Consider the following 18,878-nt stretch of genomic DNA (forward strand, 5'->3'; position numbering starts at 1 on the left):
GAAGAAGGATCACCGGCGCGCCATTGGCCGGACCGGCCTCGAAGTAGCCGATGTTCAGACCGTTGGCCTCGATGCTCTTGAGCGGCTCCAGGCGCTTGAGCGCACCAGCGGACTGGGCGAAGGCCGGCGTGACCGCTGCGAGCTGAGCGGCCGCAGCGCTGAGCGCCGTCGCAGTGAGGAAAGTTCTGCGGGGAAGTTGGAACGACGATGTCATCGGACTCTCCGGAGTGGCGGGTGTGGATGAAAGGACTGGCAGGTGCAAATGTTGCCCCGCGGGATCGGCATTCGACCGATGCTTCGTATCGCTCTGTATCTACTGCTGTCTTTAGGACAATACATTTCGATGTCCAAGCATTGGGTGCGGTGAACGGCCCATCGATATGCTGTCTTGTCGACCTGCCTATCGACGGGCCGCCTCAGGAATCAGCCTATCGGCTCGCGGCTTCAACGATGAGCTTGGTGACCACGTCGGGGTTCGACGTCATCACCACGTGCGACGCGCCCTTGACGACCACCGTCTTCACCGACTTGGCGCGCTCCGCCATGAATGCCTGCGCCGCCGGCGGAATGTTCTTGTCGCCGTCGCCGTAGACGAACCATGAGGGCACCGTCTTCCATGCAGGTTCCCCGGCCGGTTCGCCGAGCGCCGACTCGGCGATGGGGCGCTGGGTTGCAGCCATGAGGCGCGCAGCGGCGGCTGGCACGTCGGCGGCGAATTGGTCGTGGAACCTGTTCTTCAGGATGTACAGGTCCTTGCCACCATCGGGGAGTGCGACCGGTGGTGCCAGCGCCGGCCCGAGCGTGCTACCGGGGAACTTGCCGGTGAGATCGGCTGCCGACTCGCCGGCTTCGGGTGCGAATGCGGCCACAAAGACAAGCGCTTTCACATTGCTCTTGCCGGTCGCGGCGCTGGAGATCACTGAGCCGCCGTACGAGTGACCCACTAGCACCACCGGCCCCTTGACCGCATCGACGATGCCCCCTACATAGGCCGCGTCGGACTTGACGCCGCGCAACGGATTGGCGGCGGCGATCACTGGATAGTGCTGGGCCTCGAGCTTGCGGATGACGCCGTCCCAGCTCGACGATTCAGCGAACGCACCGTGCACGAGCACCACGGTGGGCTTGGCTTGTTGCCCAGTTGTTGCGGTCTGTGCCGAAGCATTGTGCGTGGCGAAGGCGCCAGCCAGTGCCATGAGGCCCACGGCGGCGACTGTACGGGCGAAGCGGCGGCTAAGTGTTTTCATTTCGAATTTTTCCTGCGGTTGAAGTTGAGGGCAAAGAGGAGTGATCGCCCTTTGCAACTCAAGACGAGCGCGGCGGGTGCGAAGCACGGCAGCGTTTATAGGACGCGCCTCCACGCGCACAACAGATGTCTGTATGCCACTGTGTCTGCGGGCTCGCGTGACATGAATGATTACGCGAATGCGTTGCTGGCAAAGACTTCTGCGCTGTCTGCGTCCGAGCACGGCGTGCCGCATGTCAGACGTCGGCGCGCTTGCCAATGGAAACGTAGTGTGATTTCCAGCGGCGCAGATACACGCGCATACGCAGAGCAGCTCAAGCGAGACGATAACGGCGAAAAATTCACGCGCTCAAGTGCTGTGGGCCTTCAACCCCGCAGCGGTTTTCAGTTCACACGGTTTGTCTTATGAATCGATTCGACACGCGACAGGTGCCCACATCGGACACCACGAATAACAATGGCTCTTCGCTCTCCGGCCAAGCGGTACTGACAAAGCTCGGTGGCCTTGGCCTCCTTGCACTCGCGGCGGCATCCGGTATTTTCGTGGTGACCCCAAGCGCTGCGGAGGATGCCAAAACTTCGGATGCTTCGCCCATCTACGGCGTTGTTATTCCCAAGGGCTACCGGCAGTGGCAATTGATAGCGCCTGCCATCGAGGCGGAGCCTTTGAACGAACTCCGCGTGGTGCTTGGCAATGCCAAAGCAATCGATGCGTACGACAAGGGCACGTTGCCGTTCCCGGACGGCACCATCTTCACAAAGCTGGCATGGAAGCACGTTCAGTCACCGGAGTTCGCACCTGCGTCAATCCCTGGTGCGGCAACTACCGTGCAAGTGATGGTGAAAGACTCAAAAAAATACGCCGCTACGGGTGGATGGGGTTTCGGCCGTTTCATCAATGGCAAGCCCGCCGACCTGGCGCAGCACCAGACCTGTTTTGCCTGCCACCAGGCGCTGGTGAAGAACCACGACTACGTGTTCACGCGGCTCGCTCGCTGAACGCATCCCCCAACAAAAAAAGGCGCATGCGCACACGCGCAGTGCCTTCAAAAAAAAGGCGCCTCATGGCGCCGCCCGCGTTGCTCAGGACAGCCCGAGCGCCTTCGCCACTCCCGCGCCGTAGGCTGGATCGGCCTTGGTGCAGTTGTCGATGTGCCGGCGCTTGATGAACTCCGGCGCATCGCCCATGGCGCGCGCGGTGTTCTCGAACAGCACCTGTTGCTGCTCGGGCTTCATCAACCGGAACAGGTCGCCCGGCTGCTTGTAGTAGTCGGCATCGTCCTCGCGGAAGTTCCAGAAGTCCGCATCGCCGCGCAGCTTGAGGGGCGGCTCGCGGTAGTCGGGCTGTTCCTGCCACTGGCCGAAGCTGTTGGGCTCGTAGTGCAGCGTGCCGCCGTAGTTGCCGTCCACGCGCATCGTGCCGTCGCGGTGGTTGCTGTGCACCGGGCAGCGCGCGGCGTTCACCGGAATCTGGTGGTGGTTCACGCCCAGGCGGTAACGCTGCGCATCCGAATACGCGAAGAGGCGCGCCTGCAGCATCTTGTCCGGCGAGACGCTGATGCCCGGCACCAGGTTGTTGGGCGCGAAGGCGCTCTGCTCGACATCGGCAAAGAAGTTCTCGGGGTTGCGGTTCAGTTCCATCACGCCCACCTCGATCAGCGGGTAGTCCTTCTTGGGCCAGACCTTGGTCAGGTCGAAGGGGTGGTAGGGCACCTTTTCCGCATCGGCTTCCGCCATCACCTGCACGTAGAGCGTCCACTTGGGGAAGTCGCCGCGGCCGATCGAATCGAACAGGTCGCGCTGGTGGCTCTCGCGGTCGCCGCCCACGAGCGCCGAGGCTTCGGCATCGGTGAGGTTCTTGATGCCCTGCTGCGTCTTGAAGTGGAACTTGACCCAGAAGCGCTCGTTGGCCGCATTGACGAAGCTGTAGGTGTGCGAGCCGAAGCCATGCATGTGGCGGTAGCTCGCCGGAATGCCGCGGTCGCTCATCACAATGGTGACCTGGTGCAGCGCCTCGGGCAGCAGCGTCCAGAAGTCCCAGTTGTGGGTGGCGCTGCGCATGTTGGTCTTGGGGTCGCGCTTCACGGCCTTGTTGAGGTCCGGAAACTTGCGCGGGTCGCGCAGGAAGAAGACCGGCGTGTTGTTGCCCACCAGGTCCCAGTTGCCTTCCTCCGTGTAGAACTTGAGCGCGAAGCCGCGGATGTCGCGCTCGGCATCGGCCGCGCCGCGTTCGCCGGCCACGGTGGTGAAGCGCGCGAATATTTCGGTCTTCTTGCCCACGGCCGAGAAGAGCTTGGCGCGCGTGTACTTCGTGATGTCGTGCGTGACGGTGAAGGTGCCGAAGGCGCCCGAGCCCTTGGCATGCATGCGGCGCTCGGGAATGATCTCGCGGTTGAGGTTGGCCAGCTTCTCGAGCAGCCACACATCCTGCATCAGGACGGGGCCGCGCGGGCCGGCGGTGAGGCTGTTCTGGTTGTCGACCACGGGCGCGCCGAAGGCGGTGGTCAGCGGGGTGTTTCTGGCAGATTCAGGTGGCTTGCTCATTGGATTTCCTGTCGTCGGTTTTGGAGGCATGGGCACTCTACAAACACTCGGTCAGCGTTTCCATCACCTGTTTGTATGGGTCCGATGCAGACGAAGGAATAGCGCCAAACTGCTGTGCAGGGCGCGGGCTAGGGAAACCTTCGTATAGGACGTTACTCCGGAGTCCAGCATCGGTGGTCACATCCCGATCTGCTGGCTTCTGCCGAATCAACCGCGGAGAAGAAAGCGCTCGCCACGAGCCGCATCGACTACGGCTGGCGCGTCTAGCAGAATGGAATCGAGCGGCGAAGTATCTCCAAGCCACGCGTTAGGCGCGAGAAACCAGAGACACGTCTCCCAGTCGCTGAGCGCCGGAATCAATTCCCGGATTACTGCTGTCACGGATAAGTGCGGAGTCACGGTGAACAAATCGAATTGGAAGAGCGGCAGCAGCGTGCGTGATTGCCATTGAAAGCTGATCACATCGTGGTTAACGATCCATCGCGCCAGTCGCGAAATTGGTTGGTCCGTGCGACTCATAAGGAGGGAGACGATATCGTCGGAACTCACCAGTCCGCCGGTTGCGCGAAAAGCGTGCTCCATCTCGCGGTACTGATGGGTCTGCGCGGCCTGCAACAGCGCGGCGGCGCTGGACCGCGCCGGCAAGCGTCTCTCAAAGCGATGGGGAGAATTGTCGGATGCGAGAACGGCGCTGTCGTGCATGGTGGCTCCTGTTAGGTCAGTGCTCGCGAGCTGAAGCTGGCACGAGCATGGCGATCCACCCGCGATTCAACATTTGTGAGGGTTGAGTTGCTATTAAACAAAGGTGTAGGTGCTCCCGCTCGAGCAAGACGCAATCGAAGACAGCAGCTATGGTGGGTGACAAGTGCTTGCGGCAAACCGCAACGTCCGCATTCGCGAGTGAGGGCAACTGATCGGCCCGCAGGAGGCAAACGATGTGAAGCCCGACGCCAAGAAGTCACTCGCTCGTTCACGTAGTTGGATGAGCGCTTGGCGCCACAGCTCGCGCGGTGCTGGAATGCCGCGCCGGGAACACCACCGGCCTATCCGTGATGCCAGCTTCCTCGAAAAGTACCAGGGCCTTGGACGGAAGCGATCAACGCATCGACGCTTGAAGTGCTCACTGCATCTGCGGACACCAGGTCGCCCTTAATTTAGGAACGTCCTCGCGCACCGGGATTCGCGTGGCGAGGTAGGAATCACACCGGGGCTGCAGTGTGTTCTCAAAAAAAACAGTCTACTTGCCTTGACCCTATACGAACGGCTGATTGAGTCCGTTGATCAGCACCGGTCTACTGGCACCCGCCATCACCCGCAAGACGGAAAACGGTCTGACATCGACTCGTTTCGCGTGCAAAGTCCAGTGCTCGGCATGAAGTTATCTTGCGCTCACATTGCAACATCTACTGGAGCCACTAGTGAATCGACAAATTATTCATACTGACCTTGCCCCTGCAGCCATTGGCAACTACAGCCAAGCGATCCGCTGCGGCAACACCGTGTATTTATCCGGCCAACTGCCGATCGATCCGAAGACTCAAAAGGCCAAAACCGCCAGCGTTGAAGACGAAATTCGCCAGGTGTTCTCCAACTTGCGCGCGGTAGCAGAGGCCGGTGGCGGCGACCTGGCCCATGTGGTCAAGCTCAATCTCTACCTGATCGACTTGGACGATTCGCCCAAGGTCAACAAGATCATGGCCGAATACTTCGCGCGACCTTATCCAGCCCGCGCCGCAGTCGGTATCGCCAGCCTGCCGCAGGGTTGCCGGATCGAGGCAGAGGCCATCATGGTGCTGGACTAAGCCAGCAAGCGGCACAGCGCTCCCCCGCATCAACGGCGTCCGCAGAGCGCGCCAATCATCCCGCTGCCGTGACGCGGCAGTCACCGTCCCGAAGAAAGAAAATTATGCACAAGACTGTCGCGGAACAGTTAGTTGATACTTTGGTCGCCGCCGGCGTCAAGCGCATCTATGGTCTGGTAGGCGACAGTCTCAACGGGCTGACCGATGTGATTCGACGCCGTGGCGATATCGAGTGGGTGCATGTGCGCCACGAGGAAGTGGCCGCCTTTGCTGCCGGCGCCGAAGCCCACCTCACGGGTTCGCTGGCGGTATGCGCTGGCAGTTGCGGACCGGGCAACCTGCACCTGATCAACGGCTTGTTCGACGCGCACCGCTCGCGTGTACCGGTGCTGGCGATTGCCGCGCAGATCCCCTCGGCGGAAATCGGTTCAGGTTACTTCCAGGAGACCCACCCGCAGTCCTACTTCAGCGAATGCAGCCACTACTGCGAGCTGATTTCGAGCAGTGCACAAATGCCAAGAACGCTGCAGATGGCCATCCGTGAGGCCGTCGGCAAGCGCGGCGTCTCGGTGGTGGTGATCCCAGGAGATGTCGCGATGCAGCCTGCCGAAGCCGCGCTCTTAGCAGAAATCGGTAGCTTGCTACCTGCTGCACCTGTCGTGATGCCAACACTCGCACTGCTGCGTCAGCTGGCCGACCTTCTCAACAATGGCCAGCGCATCACTCTGCTCTGCGGTGCGGGATGCGCTGGAGCTCGCGAGCAGATCCTCGCGCTGGCAGAACGGCTGCAGTCACCAGTGGTGCACGCGCTGCGCGGCAAGGAGCACGTCGGCTGGGACAATCCCTATGACGTGGGCATGACCGGTCTCATCGGTGTGTCGTCCGGCTATTACGCAATGCTCGATTGCGACGTGCTGCTGATGCTGGGCACCGACTTCCCTTATCGTCAGTTCTACCCGCAAGGCGATGGTGTGCGTATTGCTCAAGTCGACATCCGCGTCGAGAACATCGGTCGTCGCGCCCATGTCGAGTTGGGCGTCGTCGGCGATGTGTGCGCCACTTTGGATGCACTGTTGCCACTGCTGGACTCGAACCCCAACAGCGATCATCTGGCGCGCGCGCGCGAGCACTACGCCCGCAGCGAGCACGCGCTGGATACGTCGGCCGCGATCACACCCAGCACCCGCCGCATCCATCCGCAACAGATCGTAAAAACCCTCAGTGACCTCGCCGCAGAAGATGCCGTGTTCAGCTGCGACGTAGGCCTGCCAACCGTCTGGGCGGCCCGACACCTGCGCATGAACGGCAAGAGGCGGTTGATGGGCTCGTTCGTGCATGGCTCGATGGCCAACGCCATGGCCCAGGCCATCGGTGCTCAGGCGACCTTCCGCCAGCGGCAAGTCATCTCGCTCTCCGGTGACGGAGGCTTCACCATGCTGATGGGTGACTTCCTCACCCTGGCACAACTCAAGCTGCCGGTGAAAGTGGTGGTGTTCAACAACGGTGCGCTTGGTTTCGTGGAGTTGGAACAGAAAGCCACCGGAATCCTCAGTACCGGCACCGACCTGCATAACCCCAACTTCGCCGCCATGGCCGAAGCGATCGGCATCCGCGGAATTCGCCTGGAACGTCCTGAACAAATTCAAGATGGCATTGCTGAAGCACTCGCCTACCACGGTCCCGTCCTCGTCGACGCCGTCGTCAGCCGAAGCGAGCTGGCCATGCCACCCGCCATTTCCACGGAGATGGCGAAAGGGTTTTCGCTCTACCTGCTGCAGGCGGTGTTCAACGGGCGCACAGATGAGATCGTGGAGCTGGCCGCGAGCAATTTGTGGCGGTAATGCGAGATCTACGTGTTCGTGAGCGTCTGCGTCTGGATCAATGGGTTGGTTGAAAGTTAAGAGAGAACAACATGACTGAATTCTGGAAGATGTCGGCAACCCAGATTGCCGGGCTTGTCCGCGCACGCGAAGTGTCGGCGCTCGAAGTTGCCGAGGACACGTTGCAGCGCCTCGATACCGTCAACCCACAGATCAACGCGATCGTCGAATGTCGGCCTGACCATGTGCGTCTGCAGGCCGAACGCATCGACAGGATGCTCGCGCAAGGCCAGGACCCGGGACCGCTGGCAGGCGTCCCCGTCACAGTGAAGATCAACGCGGACGAAGCGGGATTCGTTACCAGCAACGGCAGCCGCCTGCAGCGCGACCTCCTCGCGGAGCGCAACAGCCCCGCTGTGGACAACCTGTTGCGTGCCGGCGCCTTGCTCGTGGGCCGAAGCAACTCGCCCACGTTTGCGCTGCGCTGGTTCACGGGCAATCTGCTCCATGGCAAGACCATCAACCCTCGAGACCGGCGTTTGACGCCGGGTGGTTCGTCCGGTGGGGGAGCCGCAGGCGTTGCTGCAGGCATCGGCCACATTGCGCTGGGCAGTGATATCGGAGGATCGCTGCGCTATCCCGCCTATGCCTGCGGCATCCAGGGTCTGCGTCCCAGCTTCGGGCGCGTGCCCGCTTACAACCAGTCCTCACCGGAACGCGGCATTGGCCCGCAACTGATGTCCAGTACGGGGCCGATGGCGCGTAGCGTTCAGGATCTGCGTCTTGCGTTGGACGCCATGTCGATGCCGGATCCTCGAGATCCTTGGCATGTTCCCTTGCCGCTGGTCGGCAAGCCAATGCTCAAACGCGCCGCGGTTTGTTTGCGCCCGAGCGGTATCGAGATTGCGTCGGAGGTTGAAGCGGCGCTCAGAGATGCGGCGAATCGCCTGGAGAGTGCTGGATGGAGCGTTGTGGAAGTGGCTGACACACCATCGCTGGAGGAACTTGCAGAGATCCAGCAGCAGCTATGGCTTGGAGACGGCTTCGCAAAGCTGGAGGATGCCGTCAGGCGCGACGGTGACCCGGGCGCTTGGGCCGTGGTCGAGGGCGTGCGTTCCGTTGTTGAAACGATGCCCCTGGACGTTGTGGCAAGTGCCCTGTTGCGCCGCGCAACGGCAGCTCGAATCTGGAGCCTGTTCTTCGAGGACTATGCAGTGCTATTGCTGCCGGTCTCGGCCGAGCTACCGTTTCCGGACGATTTGGACTTGCAGGGCGATGGCGGCTTCCAACGTGTGTGGAATGCACAACTGCCGATGCGTGCTTTTCCCGCTATCGGCCTGCCAGGGCTGGCGGTAACTACAGGCTTCGTGGACGGTACGCCGGTCGGCGTGCAATTGGTCTCAGCTCGATTTCGCGAGGATCTTTGCCTCGACGCCGGGGCAGACATAGAGGCCCGAGGTGAGCCGATTGCTGCGGTGAGTCCCACCCCGGCCGATGCCTTGGGACATCGCTGAAAGCACGCGGGCAACCAGCTTCCGCTCCGACCGGCAAGAAGCCATCTTGAGGCGCGCCGACCTGGTCAGCCCTGCTCGATGCTCCGGATGCCAGTCGATGCGCGTGGTGCACACCTGCTGCCGCCGGTGAACGCGCTCAAGGAGGTCATTTTCGACGCAGCGGCCGGCCATTTACGCAGTCGGCGCGGCGGTCGAATTCGTGCGGGCTACTTTGCGCAAAGGCCAGCAATGAACAAGCCTTCGGCCTCATAACCGTCCACGAGCCGAAACCCTCTCACCATTTGTACGTCCATAGCCTGAGTGCGGTATGCGCCAGAGGTGTCGAGGTCCATCAACTGCCCTTTGAAAAACCCACTCGGTAGCCCGAGACCATGAACCCAGGCAGGCTGTTTGCCTTCTTCACCATGTCGGCGGCTCGCATGTTCATGCGGTGGAGCTCAGCGATCTACCGGCCAGCGGTGGGAACTGCCGCTCAATCCGACGAGGAACGCGTGTGCAGATGCCCTCGAGGAGGTTTGCCGAAATTTGGAGGCGGTGTTCGGCAGGTGCTTCCGCCGACATACAAAGATGCCGCCGCGGTTGAGCGTACCGGCCGCGAAAGCATCAACAACAAGAGAAGGCGGACTTCGAGGCCCGGCGTAACGCCGCCGGCCAGACCTGGCCTACCGCGAGTACGTGGCCTTTACCAAGTCCGGCCACCGCTTTTGGCGCGCTGGCTTGAGCACAAAAGCTACAGCCATGAGATCAAGCTGAGCAGCTTCTATTGCCCGACCATCTGCGTGAGCGACGCCAAGTTGATTGCCGCAGCGCGGAGGAAGAGCCAAACCCAGGCGCGTTGCGTCTTCAAGGTCGGTGAGCCCGGTGGGCTCCCTGCCAACCGCGTGCCGTCGAGCGAACTGACCGAGAAGCAGCATGTCCAGGCCGACGTGGACAGCGAGGCGCGCACAACCGCCGAGCAGGTAAAGATCAAGAGAGAAGCGTAAGGGGCCGGGTGCTCGCGAGGGCCCAGGACGACAAACAGCGCGCCTGGTGCACCACGGAACCCAATCGCCGAGAGTCTTTCTAACGCATCCGGTGTGGTCCCGGACTCACCATGGCCTGCTGAAGGTAGCCGCGAGGCCATCGCAACACACAGGTGGGTGGGGCAGTAGCTTTTTTAACGACAACCGTTGACAAGAGCGACGCGCGCAACCGCGCGTTCAGCAGACAGTAGTGCCCCTCGCCGGAGAGTTCCCACCGGTGCGCTTCATGCACGCGCTTGCGCGCAATGACGCGCGCCGAGATGACATGGAGTCGGCAGGTATGTGTATCCGGCGATTGCCGGATACACGATCGACCCTACTTGCGCAGGGACTTGAAAGCAGACCTCATCTCCTCTGCAAACAGCTGCGGTTGTTCCCACGCCGCAAAGTGGCCACCGCGATCGACTTCGTTGAAGTAGTAGAGCGATGGGTAAGCGCGCTGTGCCCACGACTTCGGTGCCCTATAGATTTCCCCCGGAAAGACCGTGATCGCAACCGGGACCGTGATCTCGGTTGTTCGCTGGGCGGCGGAGCTGAAGTTGTTGTTGTTGTTTTCCCAGTAGAACCTCGACGACGAACTGGCCGTGTTCGTGAGCCAATAGAGCGAGATGTCATCAAGGATCTTCTCCCTGCCCAGCACCGCCTCGGCATTTCCGGAAGGATATGTCCATTCGGTGATCTTCTCGTACATGAAGGCGGCAAGGCCCGCCGGCGAATCGTTGAGGCCGTAACCGACCGTTTGCGGCCGCGTGACCATCATGGCGCCGTAAGCAGCGTTGCGAGCGAAGAACTTGCTCAGTGTTTGATACGCCGTCCGCTCAGCGTCGGACAACCCAGCTGGTGGCTCCTCGCCCGCGTGAATGCCCTTGACGAGCTCGGGCGGCACCGTAGCTGGCATGTTCAGATGGATACCCAGAAGACCCTTTGGTTTTTGCCGGGCCATTGCATCCGAGATCACAGAGCCATGGTCGCCACCTTGGGCCACGTATTGGGTGTATTTCAGGCGATGCATCAACACATCCCATGCCCGGGCCACGCGGTCAGGCCCCCACCCGAGGTCTTTCGGCTTGCCGGAAAAACCATGCCCAGGAATGGCCGGTATCACGACATCGAAGGCATCTTCAGGACGCCCACCAAACGCAGTGGGATCCGTCAAAGGGCCGATCGCGTCGATGAATTCCAGCGGAGACCCTGGCCATCCGTGCGTAAGGATGATTGGCAAGGCGTTCGGATGGCGTGACCGCACGTGAATGAACTGAATATCGACACCGTCGATCGTTGTGACGAACTGGGGCAAGCCGTTGAGTTTTGCTTCAACCTTGCGCCAGTCGTAGTCAGTACCCCAATGCTTCGCCAGCAACTGGAGCTTGGCCAACTGGACGCCCTGGGACGAGTCGTCCACGGTTTCCTTGTCTGGCCATCGCGTTGCTTGCATCCGGACTTTCAGATCCTTCAGCGCCTTGTCCGAGACATGGATCTTGAAAGGACGGATCGCCTCGGACGACGGCGCAGTCTGACTCGCCTTTTGATCGCCAGCTGAAACCCCGGCGCTGGCCTGGCCCGCTGATGCGAGACCCGATGCAATCAAGAGGCTGGCCACGCAGATGGCGGAAGTGATCCGAGCTTTCGGTCGTTGCTGCTGAGCATTTCGATAGTTGTTCACGGGAAGAATCTCCATTGATAAGTGAGCGGGTGGCGGCCTTCAGGCCAGGATGACGAAAATGGATAGCCAGATGCCAATCACGTAGGTCAGCGTTGCGCCCACGGCCCGCAGAGCATTCGGCTGCGACAACGACGAGCAGGTGATCAGTCCAACAGCAAGGAGGACGCGCGCTGCTGTGGCGACTGCGATAAGGCCCAGAGCCAGACGCCCGGGCTGGTGAGCGCCGACGACCAGAAATAGCACGGCCAGGAACGGGACATATTCGGCCGTGTTGCCATGCGCCCGGATGAGGCGATTGAGCAAATGGTCAGGGTAAGGCGCGGTGCCGGTGAAGACCTTGGTCTTGCCACGGACAACCGTCACGGCGAGTCCGAGTCCAAAGAGCAGCAAGCCCAAGATCGCGACACTGATGACTGCGAGAATGCTCATGTTCGACATGTTGGATTCCAAATGGGAGAGACGGTCACTGCGCGTGCGATGAGGGGCACAAGAGCGATCGGAGGGATTGGGCGTCTGACTCCAGGCCGTGCCCTTCATAACTTTTGTCGCCAGGTTCGAGTGATTGCAGAAACTGATTCAGTTCAACTCAAGAAGGCCGTCTACGCGCGGGTCACGTCGATCACGGCCTTCGCAAAAGCCTCGGGTGCTTCCTGCGGCAGGTTGTGGCCGATGCCGCCGCTGGCCAACCGGTGCTCGTAGCGGCCCGAGAACTTCTTCGCGTAGGCGCTGGGTTCGGGGTGCGGTGCGCCGTTGGCGTCGCCTTCCAGCGTGATGGTCGGCACCGTGATCACCGGTGCCTTGGCGAGCCGGCTCTCCAGCGCGTCGTACTTGGCCTCGCCCTCGGCCAGGCCCAAGCGCCAGCGGTAGTTGTGAACCGTGATGGCCACATGGTCGGGGTTCTCGAATGCCACGGCGCTGCGATCGAAGGTGGCCGCATCGAAGTTCCACTTGGGCGATGCGAGCTGCCAGATGAGCTTGGCGAAGTCGTGGCGGTTCTTCTCGTAGCCCGCGCGGCCACGCTCGGTCGCGAAGTAGTACTGGTACCACCACTGCAATTCAGCCTGCGGCGGCAGCGGCGTCTTGCCGGCCTCCTGGCTGCCGATCAGATAGCCGCTGACCGACACCAGCGCCTTCACACGCTCGGGCCACAGCGCGGCCATGATGCACGCGGTGCGCGCGCCCCAGTCGCAACCGGCGACGGTGGCACTCTGGATCTTGAGCGCGTCCATCAGCGCGATGATGTCCACGGCGACCACCGACTGTTGGCCATTGCGCGGCGTGTCGGCCGACAGGAAGCGGGTGGTGCCGTAGCCGCGCAGGTACGGCACGATCACGCGAAAGCCCGCGGCGGCCAGCTGCGGCGCGACGTCCACGAACATGTGGATGTCGTAGGGCCAGCCGTGAAGAAGAATCACCGGCGCGCCGTTCGCCGGGCCTGCCTCGAAGTAGCCGATCCGCAAGCCGTTGGCTTCGATGCTCTTGAGCGGTTCAAGGCGCTTGAGCGCACCAGCGGACTGGGCGAACGCCGGCGTGATCGCTGCGAGCTGAGCCGCTGCAGCGCTCAGCGCCGTCGCAGTGAGGAAAGATCTGCGGGGAAGTTGGAACGACGATGTCATTGAAATATCCTGAGAGATGGACCGTGGCGGAAGTGCTTGCGGGTTCAATGCTGCGCGCAGGAATCTCTCTCTTACCTTGTTGCGTATCGCTCTGTATCTGGGTTTGTTTTTTGAACAATACATTTCAAAATTCCGGATTTCGAAGGCATGCGCTTGGTGACCTTGCCTCCGAAAAACGTATCTCTTGCTGGGCGTGACAATTCAAGCTCAGCGCCGCCGATCGCAAGCGCGAGGACATGACACGCGACATCGTGATCAATGCACTGCACATGGCGTGGGTCAAGCGTCATCCGGGCAAGCACGCCGGACTGATCTTCCACAGCGAGAGGGGCAGTCAACACGCTAGTCACGACCCAGAGCCGTGCTCGCCGAGTGCGGCACTACCAGTTCGATGAGCCGCAAAGGCAACTGTTGGAACAACGCGTGCAGCGAGACGCTGTTCGGGTCATTGAAGGTGGAACGGCTACATGGACGCTGTTATGAAACCAGGCGCGAGGCCGAGGGGAAAATCATCGACTGCACTCGACGCTGGCCTACGTTAGCCCGATGCATTCGGCAAGACTGGCTTTCCAGTCAGCCAAGGCAAGTCAGCTCAAGAGCTCGACTACAAGGTACGGATTCCAGGGGCCAGGTCACCGAACAAGTTAGCGCGAGGACACTCGCGGCTCGTCGAGGTTGCTCGACCTGTGTGAAAGCGACTTCAGTCGTGCTCAAGCGCGCGATTTATCCAAGCTTCCAACTCGCAAGCGTCGATCGGCTTTTCGATCAGACACAGCGCTGTGCTGACCCGTACTCGCTCGCGAACGCGGGTCGATGCGAACGCGGTGATGAACAGCGTGGGAATGCGGATGCCCCGCCGCAAGAGCTGATCCAGCAACTGGATGCCGTCCATCGCCGGCATTTGCACATCGCATACCAGGCAACGTGTACGAGCCGCCATGTCGGAAGCAAGGAATGCCGAGGCCGATGCGAACTCACATGCCTCCCATCCGAGCGAGCGCACCAGACTGCTGGTCGCGGTGCGCACGAATGGATCGTCGTCGACGATAGACACGAGTTCGGTACTGGGGGGATGCAAAGGAAGATTCCGGCTTTTTACCTAGTATGCGGCGGGGCCTGTCCCGTCGTTGCCCGGTGTCCCAGAATACTGCCCCTCGCGGGCAGCGCCATCATATGTAGGTATGGGCGGGCGGCGCCCACCCGATTGGCGGCGTACTCAAGTAAGGTTCTGCACGACGCCTAGCGCTTCCATCTTACGTACCAGTTCCGCGACAGAGCGCGAATTCATTTTTCGCATGGCCTGGCCTCGATGGATTTTGGCGGTGATCTCCGCGATTCCCATGTTGGCGGCGATCTGCTTGTTCATCAGCCCTGTCGCCACGTGCTGCACCACCTCGCGTTCGCGGGGTGTCAGAGAGTTCCAGTTGTCACGCAGTTCACCCAGCATGCGCCTGACCTTAAGGCGCTTCGCGTCGTTGTCCAGCGCGGCGGTGACCGCATCGATCATGTCCTGGTCACGAAAGGGTTTGCTCAGGAAGTCCACGGCGCCGGCCTTCATCGCCTTCACCGTCATGGCGATGTCACCATGGCCGGTCATGAAAATGATGGGAATTGAAGGGAGGTCGAGTTGGAGCAGGCTCTGCTGCAACGCAAGGCCGCTTTGACCACGCAGGCGCACATCAAGCACGAGGCAGGACGGCCCGCCTGCGCGCGGCGCGGCAAGGAATTCTTCGGTAGTAGCGAAGGCACGGACCTCCAAGTCGATGGAGCGCAGGAGACTGCCCAGTGCACCACGCACCAGCTCTTCGTCATCGACGATGTAGACGACCCGGGATTCCTGATCTTCCTGGGATTGTGGCGAGGCGGCCGTGCGCGAAAGCATGGAATTGGGCATTGCAGCGTTTGCAGGTGTCACTCGTGAAGCGGGCCGCATCGCGTCCCTGCTTTAAGTTAACAGAAGCAACGCCATCGCTACATAGCTCGCATACGCAGAGAGGGGGCGACCATACGAACAGATGATGCCGTTTCTGCAGCAGCGAACCAAGGCCATCCGCCCCGCCTCTTCTTCAGACGGACGCGTCGTTCGTCTGGCCCAAAAGCTCTTCCGCGTCTTGTAGATCCGCCGTCTCGAAGCCTTCAGTGTAGTGAGCAAGGACACTTTGTAGCAGGGATTGCGCCTCGCGTTTGCGTCCGCCTGCTTGCCACAGCCGCGCAAGGTCTAGCGCCGTTCGAAGCTCCCACGCGCGCGCGCCTTGATGCCTGCTGCTGGCAAGCGACTGAATGAGACATTCCTCGGCTTCTTCCTTGCGCGACGGCGACACGCGCGACAACGCGCGAGCCTTGGCCCGAAGGAGTTCCGGAAGGTTGTATAGATCGCCCTTTGCATGCACCAACGCCAGGGTGTCGTCCAGAAGTTCAAGTGCGTCGGTTGTCTTCCCCAAGGCGGTAAGTCCCTCGGCGAGCGTGAGGTTGAATGCCGTGGTGAGCAACTCATACCGAGATTCGCGTAGCTCCACCAGGCAGTCCTGAATGGCTTGAACGCCCCGCGTGGCATCGCCTCGCCTGACAGCCAGTTCGCCCTTGACTCCTCGGCCCACAGCCAGGTAGGGCGTGAGGGAATGAGCTTCCGCATAGGCGATAAATCGGTTGATGTCCTGTTCGGCGCGCTCCAGATCGCCGACCCACATGTACACCGATACAGCCCAGATCAATGCGATGCAAAGGGTGACGGGATGGTTCAGTTGCCGCGCTTCGTCGACAGCACGCTGCGCGAGCACGACGGCCTGCGACGGGTAGCCTTGAAGCCACAAGGTCCTGGCCAGCGCAATGCACGCCCGGTTGCGAAGATCGAAACCCGAATAGATGCTGCTGTCCTGTAGCGAGTCGGTCGATCCGGCGATCGCCGCCTCCAGCAGCCGCCTGGCTTGAGGCTGGTCGCCCAACAGATGGTTGCACAGCCCGACCAGAGAGTTGGCGGCCGCGACAGCGGCGGCATCGCCGAGAGTGCTGGCAACCCGGGCACAACGATGCGCATAACTCAACGATTCAACGAAGTCGCCGATTCGTTCGTGAAAAATCTGAAGCCGCCCGAGCAACTGAACTTGGCTGGTTGCGTCGTCGAGCGCCTCGGCCACCTCAAGGCTTCGTTCAAGGGCGGCTCTTACCTCGTCGCTGTTGCCTCGGGTGAACATTTGCGACAGCCCGATGGCTGCCTGCAGGTGCATTTCAATCGCGCTGCAACGCATTGCCGGGGGCAACTGCGCAAGCGCCTGTTTTGACCAGCTGTGGCACTCGGCAAGTAATGACTTTGCCATGAACGCAGGCACCGCCGCCGATGCCAGTGAAACAGCCAACTCCGGCGCGCGGCTGCGCCCAAAGCACCATGTAAGGGCTGCCCGTACGTTTCCCAGGTCGGCCACATCAAATGCATCGCCCGGTGCATGCTGAGCGTTGCGCAAGGACGCTTCGTGGGTAGTTGCCACCTGTTGTAGACGATCGCAAAAGTAGAGTGCATGCCGCAGCGATGCGCCGTCCAAGGTTTCTTCGCCAGCCTTCGAAAGCGCATATGTGCGCGTACTCTCAAGAAGTCGGTACCGGGTAAGGGTGCCCGATTGGTGGATGGCGAGCAGCGACTTCTCCGCCAAGCTTGCGATCGCGTTGACGATCTGTTCCTTGGACAGGTCTTTCGCATCCGCTACGTGACGGGCGGCATCGAGCGAGAAGTAGCCGACAAAGACACACAATCGGCAGAGAACAAGGCGCTCGTGAACATCAAGAAGCTCGTAACTCCAGTCCAGCATCGCCTGTAGCGTCTGGTGCCGAGGCTGTGCACCACGCTGGCCAAGCCATGAGAGCGCGAGCCGCTCGTCCAGGAGCGCAGCCGTCTGGTGCAGTCCATAAGTCGATACGCGGCGCGCTGCAAGTTCGATCGCTAATGCCACACCATCGAGTTTTCTGCAGATGTTCGCGATGACGGGGGCGTCAATACCGTTCAGATCGAGCGTGCTTCCACTTGCCTCAGCCCGGTGCACGAACAGGTGTGTGGCGGGGTACATGAGGATTTCGCGAGCGCCGAGACCGGGGAGGTCGGGCGGGCTGGCAAACGGATTGAGCAGGTGGACATATTCCCCTTGAACCCGCAGAGCCTCCCGGCTCGTTGCCAGAATATGGATGCGGGGTGCTGCCTGAAAGATCCTCTCCACCAGGGAAGCCGCCGCTGCAATCACGTGCTCGCAGTTGTCGAGGATCAGCAGCATTCGGCGCTCGCGCAGGTACGAGATCAGGCTGGGAACCGGATCGGCGGAACGCACTGAGAGCCGCAGCATGGAGGCGATGGCGGTAGGTACCAGAGAAGGGTCGGCGAGTGTCGCGAGATCTACGAAGACGATAGCGCCAGCGAAGTCAGCCAGCAGATCGTGCCCTGCCCGGATCGCGACCGTTGTCTTGCCAACGCCGCCGGTGCCGACCAACGTGACAAAGCGTCCCTTGGTGAGCTGCGCCGTGACTGCGGCCAGATCTTCGGTACGGCCAACCAACAAGCTCGGCTGCGCGGGCAAGCGTGGCTCGAGGTGGGATTCATCCTGTTCCACCTGGACATCCGGCTCACTGGAGGTTCTGGAAATCTTGGCGACGAAGCAGTACCCCCGGCCAACAATATTCGACACATACCGGGCTCCGTCCTGCCCATCGCCGAGCGCCTGCCGCAGCATCGTGATCTGATAGCGCAGGCTGCCGTCCGATATAACCACGCCAGGCCAAGCCTCCGCGAGGAGTTCTTCCTTGCTTACGATGAGATTTGCCTTGGCAATCAGCGCGAGGAGGACATCCATTGCACGACCACCCAGCTCCAATGGCACACCGTTGCGTGTCAGGAGCCGCTCGTTCACACGCAGACTGAACTGGCCAAATGAAACGATCTCATCTGCCTTAACGGGTAGCGCTTTCCTCATGGTTGGTTGATTGTTCTATTCAAGGCTGGACTGAGTTGGCTTTTCTGCGGTTCGACTTGAGCTTGTGCGATGTAGACTTTAGCGCTACCAAAGCACAACCGATGGATAAGGCGCGACGCGTAGGGTGGCTGGCATCACAATCTTGATGGATGGCATGCGGCCAACTTGCATCGGCTTTTGCTCCTATCTTGGTTTAAGAGTTCTGAACGCTTCGTACACGAAAGTTAGCAAAAACTTGTCGATGGCGAAGGCGGCCGCAGTTTACAGCCAGATAAGCGTCCGTTTTGGCGAGAGCACTTGATGGAAGTGGAGCCGGTGCATCGGCGCGAACTCCGGGGAGTTCACGCCTGTTCGAGGGAATGCGGATCGTCAGGAAAGCCGCGTTTTTCCGAACTGTCCATCAACATCTCGGATTCGGATGCCGGCGCTTCACAACTAAAGGCGCAAGACACGCGGCCGGATAGGATGAAGGCAAATTTCAGCCACTAGAGCGGCGCTATCTCGCGCAAGCAATCGGTCTGCGGTGACCACACGGGTGAGCGATCGTAGGGAAAGGCCTGTGCCATTGCCTTCTCGCGCCGACCGCCACCGAGGCCGGATGGTGGCATCGGAAATCGATGTTAATTGAACGGCTGGACTTCGAAGCCATGGCCGACACACGCGGCGCAAAGCACGCGATGCATGGCACCCACTGTGGCTACG

14 protein-coding genes and 2 pseudogenes are annotated in these 18,878 nt (G+C 61.1%); 6 read left to right on the forward strand and 10 right to left on the reverse strand.

The window, feature by feature from the left end; translation table 11 throughout:
• Nucleotides 1–214: pseudogene (locus M2282_RS29515) on the reverse strand (alpha/beta hydrolase); the annotation flags it as partial.
• A 214-nt stretch (nucleotides 215–428) separates the two neighbouring features.
• A complete protein-coding gene (locus tag M2282_RS29520; RefSeq protein ID WP_280812330.1) occupies nucleotides 429–1,247 on the reverse strand; it encodes an alpha/beta fold hydrolase in 819 nt (272 codons plus the stop codon).
• Between the two features lie 404 nt (nucleotides 1,248–1,651).
• Here M2282_RS29520 and M2282_RS29525 point away from each other — a divergent pair, with 404 nt between their 5' ends.
• Nucleotides 1,652–2,245 carry a cytochrome P460 family protein gene (locus tag M2282_RS29525; protein ID WP_280812331.1) on the forward strand — a complete coding sequence of 198 codons (594 nt, stop codon included), beginning with the start codon at nucleotides 1,652–1,654 and terminating at the stop codon, nucleotides 2,243–2,245.
• 84 nt (nucleotides 2,246–2,329) lie between these two features.
• Here M2282_RS29525 and M2282_RS29530 read toward each other — a convergent pair whose 3' ends face one another.
• Complete coding sequence (locus M2282_RS29530; protein WP_280812332.1) at nucleotides 2,330–3,790, reverse strand: catalase; 1,461 nt, start codon at nucleotides 3,788–3,790, stop codon at nucleotides 2,330–2,332.
• A gap of 207 nt (nucleotides 3,791–3,997) precedes the next feature.
• Nucleotides 3,998–4,492 carry a hypothetical protein gene (locus M2282_RS29535; protein ID WP_280812333.1) on the reverse strand — a complete coding sequence of 165 codons (495 nt, stop codon included), beginning with the start codon at nucleotides 4,490–4,492 and terminating at the stop codon, nucleotides 3,998–4,000.
• A 716-nt stretch (nucleotides 4,493–5,208) separates the two neighbouring features.
• Between M2282_RS29535 and M2282_RS29540 the strand changes: the two genes are divergently transcribed.
• The 4 genes from M2282_RS29540 to M2282_RS29555 all read left to right on the forward strand — a co-directional run bounded on the left by M2282_RS29540 (nucleotide 5,209) and on the right by M2282_RS29555 (nucleotide 9,909).
• Nucleotides 5,209–5,592: a Rid family detoxifying hydrolase gene (locus M2282_RS29540; RefSeq protein WP_280812334.1), complete on the forward strand. Its 384-nt coding sequence runs from the start codon at nucleotides 5,209–5,211 to the stop codon at nucleotides 5,590–5,592.
• Nucleotides 5,593–5,696: 104 nt separating this feature from the next.
• Nucleotides 5,697–7,433, forward strand: coding sequence for a ubiquinone-dependent pyruvate dehydrogenase (gene poxB / locus M2282_RS29545; RefSeq protein ID WP_280812335.1), 1,737 nt, complete (start codon nucleotides 5,697–5,699; stop codon nucleotides 7,431–7,433).
• 71 nt (nucleotides 7,434–7,504) lie between these two features.
• Nucleotides 7,505–8,926 carry an amidase family protein gene (locus tag M2282_RS29550; protein ID WP_280812336.1) on the forward strand — a complete coding sequence of 474 codons (1,422 nt, stop codon included), beginning with the start codon at nucleotides 7,505–7,507 and terminating at the stop codon, nucleotides 8,924–8,926.
• A gap of 704 nt (nucleotides 8,927–9,630) precedes the next feature.
• Nucleotides 9,631–9,909: a hypothetical protein gene (locus M2282_RS29555; RefSeq protein WP_280812337.1), complete on the forward strand. Its 279-nt coding sequence runs from the start codon at nucleotides 9,631–9,633 to the stop codon at nucleotides 9,907–9,909.
• Nucleotides 9,910–10,264: 355 nt separating this feature from the next.
• Here M2282_RS29555 and M2282_RS29560 read toward each other — a convergent pair whose 3' ends face one another.
• The 3 genes from M2282_RS29560 to M2282_RS29570 all read right to left on the reverse strand — a co-directional run bounded on the left by M2282_RS29560 (nucleotide 10,265) and on the right by M2282_RS29570 (nucleotide 13,227).
• Nucleotides 10,265–11,611: an epoxide hydrolase family protein gene (locus tag M2282_RS29560; protein ID WP_280812338.1), complete on the reverse strand. Its 1,347-nt coding sequence runs from the start codon at nucleotides 11,609–11,611 to the stop codon at nucleotides 10,265–10,267.
• 39 nt (nucleotides 11,612–11,650) lie between these two features.
• Nucleotides 11,651–12,040 (reverse strand): MAPEG family protein, encoded by a 390-nt coding sequence (locus M2282_RS29565; RefSeq protein ID WP_280812339.1) that lies wholly within the window; start codon nucleotides 12,038–12,040, stop codon nucleotides 11,651–11,653.
• A 170-nt stretch (nucleotides 12,041–12,210) separates the two neighbouring features.
• The gene (locus M2282_RS29570) at nucleotides 12,211–13,227 is read right to left on the reverse strand and encodes an alpha/beta fold hydrolase (protein WP_280812340.1); all 1,017 of its coding nucleotides are present in this window, start codon (nucleotides 13,225–13,227) and stop codon (nucleotides 12,211–12,213) included.
• Between the two features lie 230 nt (nucleotides 13,228–13,457).
• Here M2282_RS29570 and M2282_RS29575 point away from each other — a divergent pair.
• Nucleotides 13,458–13,807: pseudogene (locus M2282_RS29575) on the forward strand (IS3-like element ISPsy28 family transposase); the annotation flags it as partial.
• A 120-nt stretch (nucleotides 13,808–13,927) separates the two neighbouring features.
• Here the strand turns inward: M2282_RS29575 and M2282_RS29580 are convergent.
• The 3 genes from M2282_RS29580 to M2282_RS29590 all read right to left on the reverse strand — a co-directional run bounded on the left by M2282_RS29580 (nucleotide 13,928) and on the right by M2282_RS29590 (nucleotide 18,176).
• Complete coding sequence (locus tag M2282_RS29580; RefSeq protein WP_280812341.1) at nucleotides 13,928–14,305, reverse strand: response regulator transcription factor; 378 nt, start codon at nucleotides 14,303–14,305, stop codon at nucleotides 13,928–13,930.
• Between the two features lie 138 nt (nucleotides 14,306–14,443).
• Nucleotides 14,444–15,109, reverse strand: a complete 666-nt coding sequence (locus M2282_RS29585; protein ID WP_432422953.1) for a response regulator transcription factor — start codon at nucleotides 15,107–15,109, stop codon at nucleotides 14,444–14,446.
• A gap of 184 nt (nucleotides 15,110–15,293) precedes the next feature.
• Entirely contained in the window at nucleotides 15,294–18,176 is a 2,883-nt protein-coding gene (locus M2282_RS29590) for an ATP-binding protein (protein WP_280812343.1), read from the reverse strand.
• Nucleotides 18,177–18,878 lie beyond the last annotated feature (702 nt).

This window comes from Variovorax boronicumulans (assembly GCF_029892485.1).
GTDB lineage: Bacteria > Pseudomonadota > Gammaproteobacteria > Burkholderiales > Burkholderiaceae_C > Variovorax > Variovorax boronicumulans_B.

Excerpts from the sequence above, each read along its gene's own strand:
- poxB (WP_280812335.1), top strand. The coding sequence starts at position 5,697 with ATGCACAAGACTGTCGCGGAACAGTTAGTTGATACTTTGGTCGCCGCC.
- M2282_RS29525 (WP_280812331.1), top strand. The coding sequence starts at position 1,652 with ATGAATCGATTCGACACGCGACAGGTGCCCACATCGGACACCACGAAT.
- M2282_RS29570 (WP_280812340.1), bottom strand. The coding sequence starts at position 13,227 with ATGACATCGTCGTTCCAACTTCCCCGCAGATCTTTCCTCACTGCGACG.
- M2282_RS29520 (WP_280812330.1), bottom strand. The coding sequence starts at position 1,247 with ATGAAAACACTTAGCCGCCGCTTCGCCCGTACAGTCGCCGCCGTGGGC.
- M2282_RS29585 (WP_432422953.1), bottom strand. The coding sequence starts at position 15,109 with ATGCTTTCGCGCACGGCCGCCTCGCCACAATCCCAGGAAGATCAGGAA.
- M2282_RS29535 (WP_280812333.1), bottom strand. The coding sequence starts at position 4,492 with ATGCACGACAGCGCCGTTCTCGCATCCGACAATTCTCCCCATCGCTTT.
- M2282_RS29590 (WP_280812343.1), bottom strand. The coding sequence starts at position 18,176 with ATGAGGAAAGCGCTACCCGTTAAGGCAGATGAGATCGTTTCATTTGGC.
- M2282_RS29550 (WP_280812336.1), top strand. The coding sequence starts at position 7,505 with ATGACTGAATTCTGGAAGATGTCGGCAACCCAGATTGCCGGGCTTGTC.
- M2282_RS29530 (WP_280812332.1), bottom strand. The coding sequence starts at position 3,790 with ATGAGCAAGCCACCTGAATCTGCCAGAAACACCCCGCTGACCACCGCC.
- M2282_RS29565 (WP_280812339.1), bottom strand. The coding sequence starts at position 12,040 with ATGAGCATTCTCGCAGTCATCAGTGTCGCGATCTTGGGCTTGCTGCTC.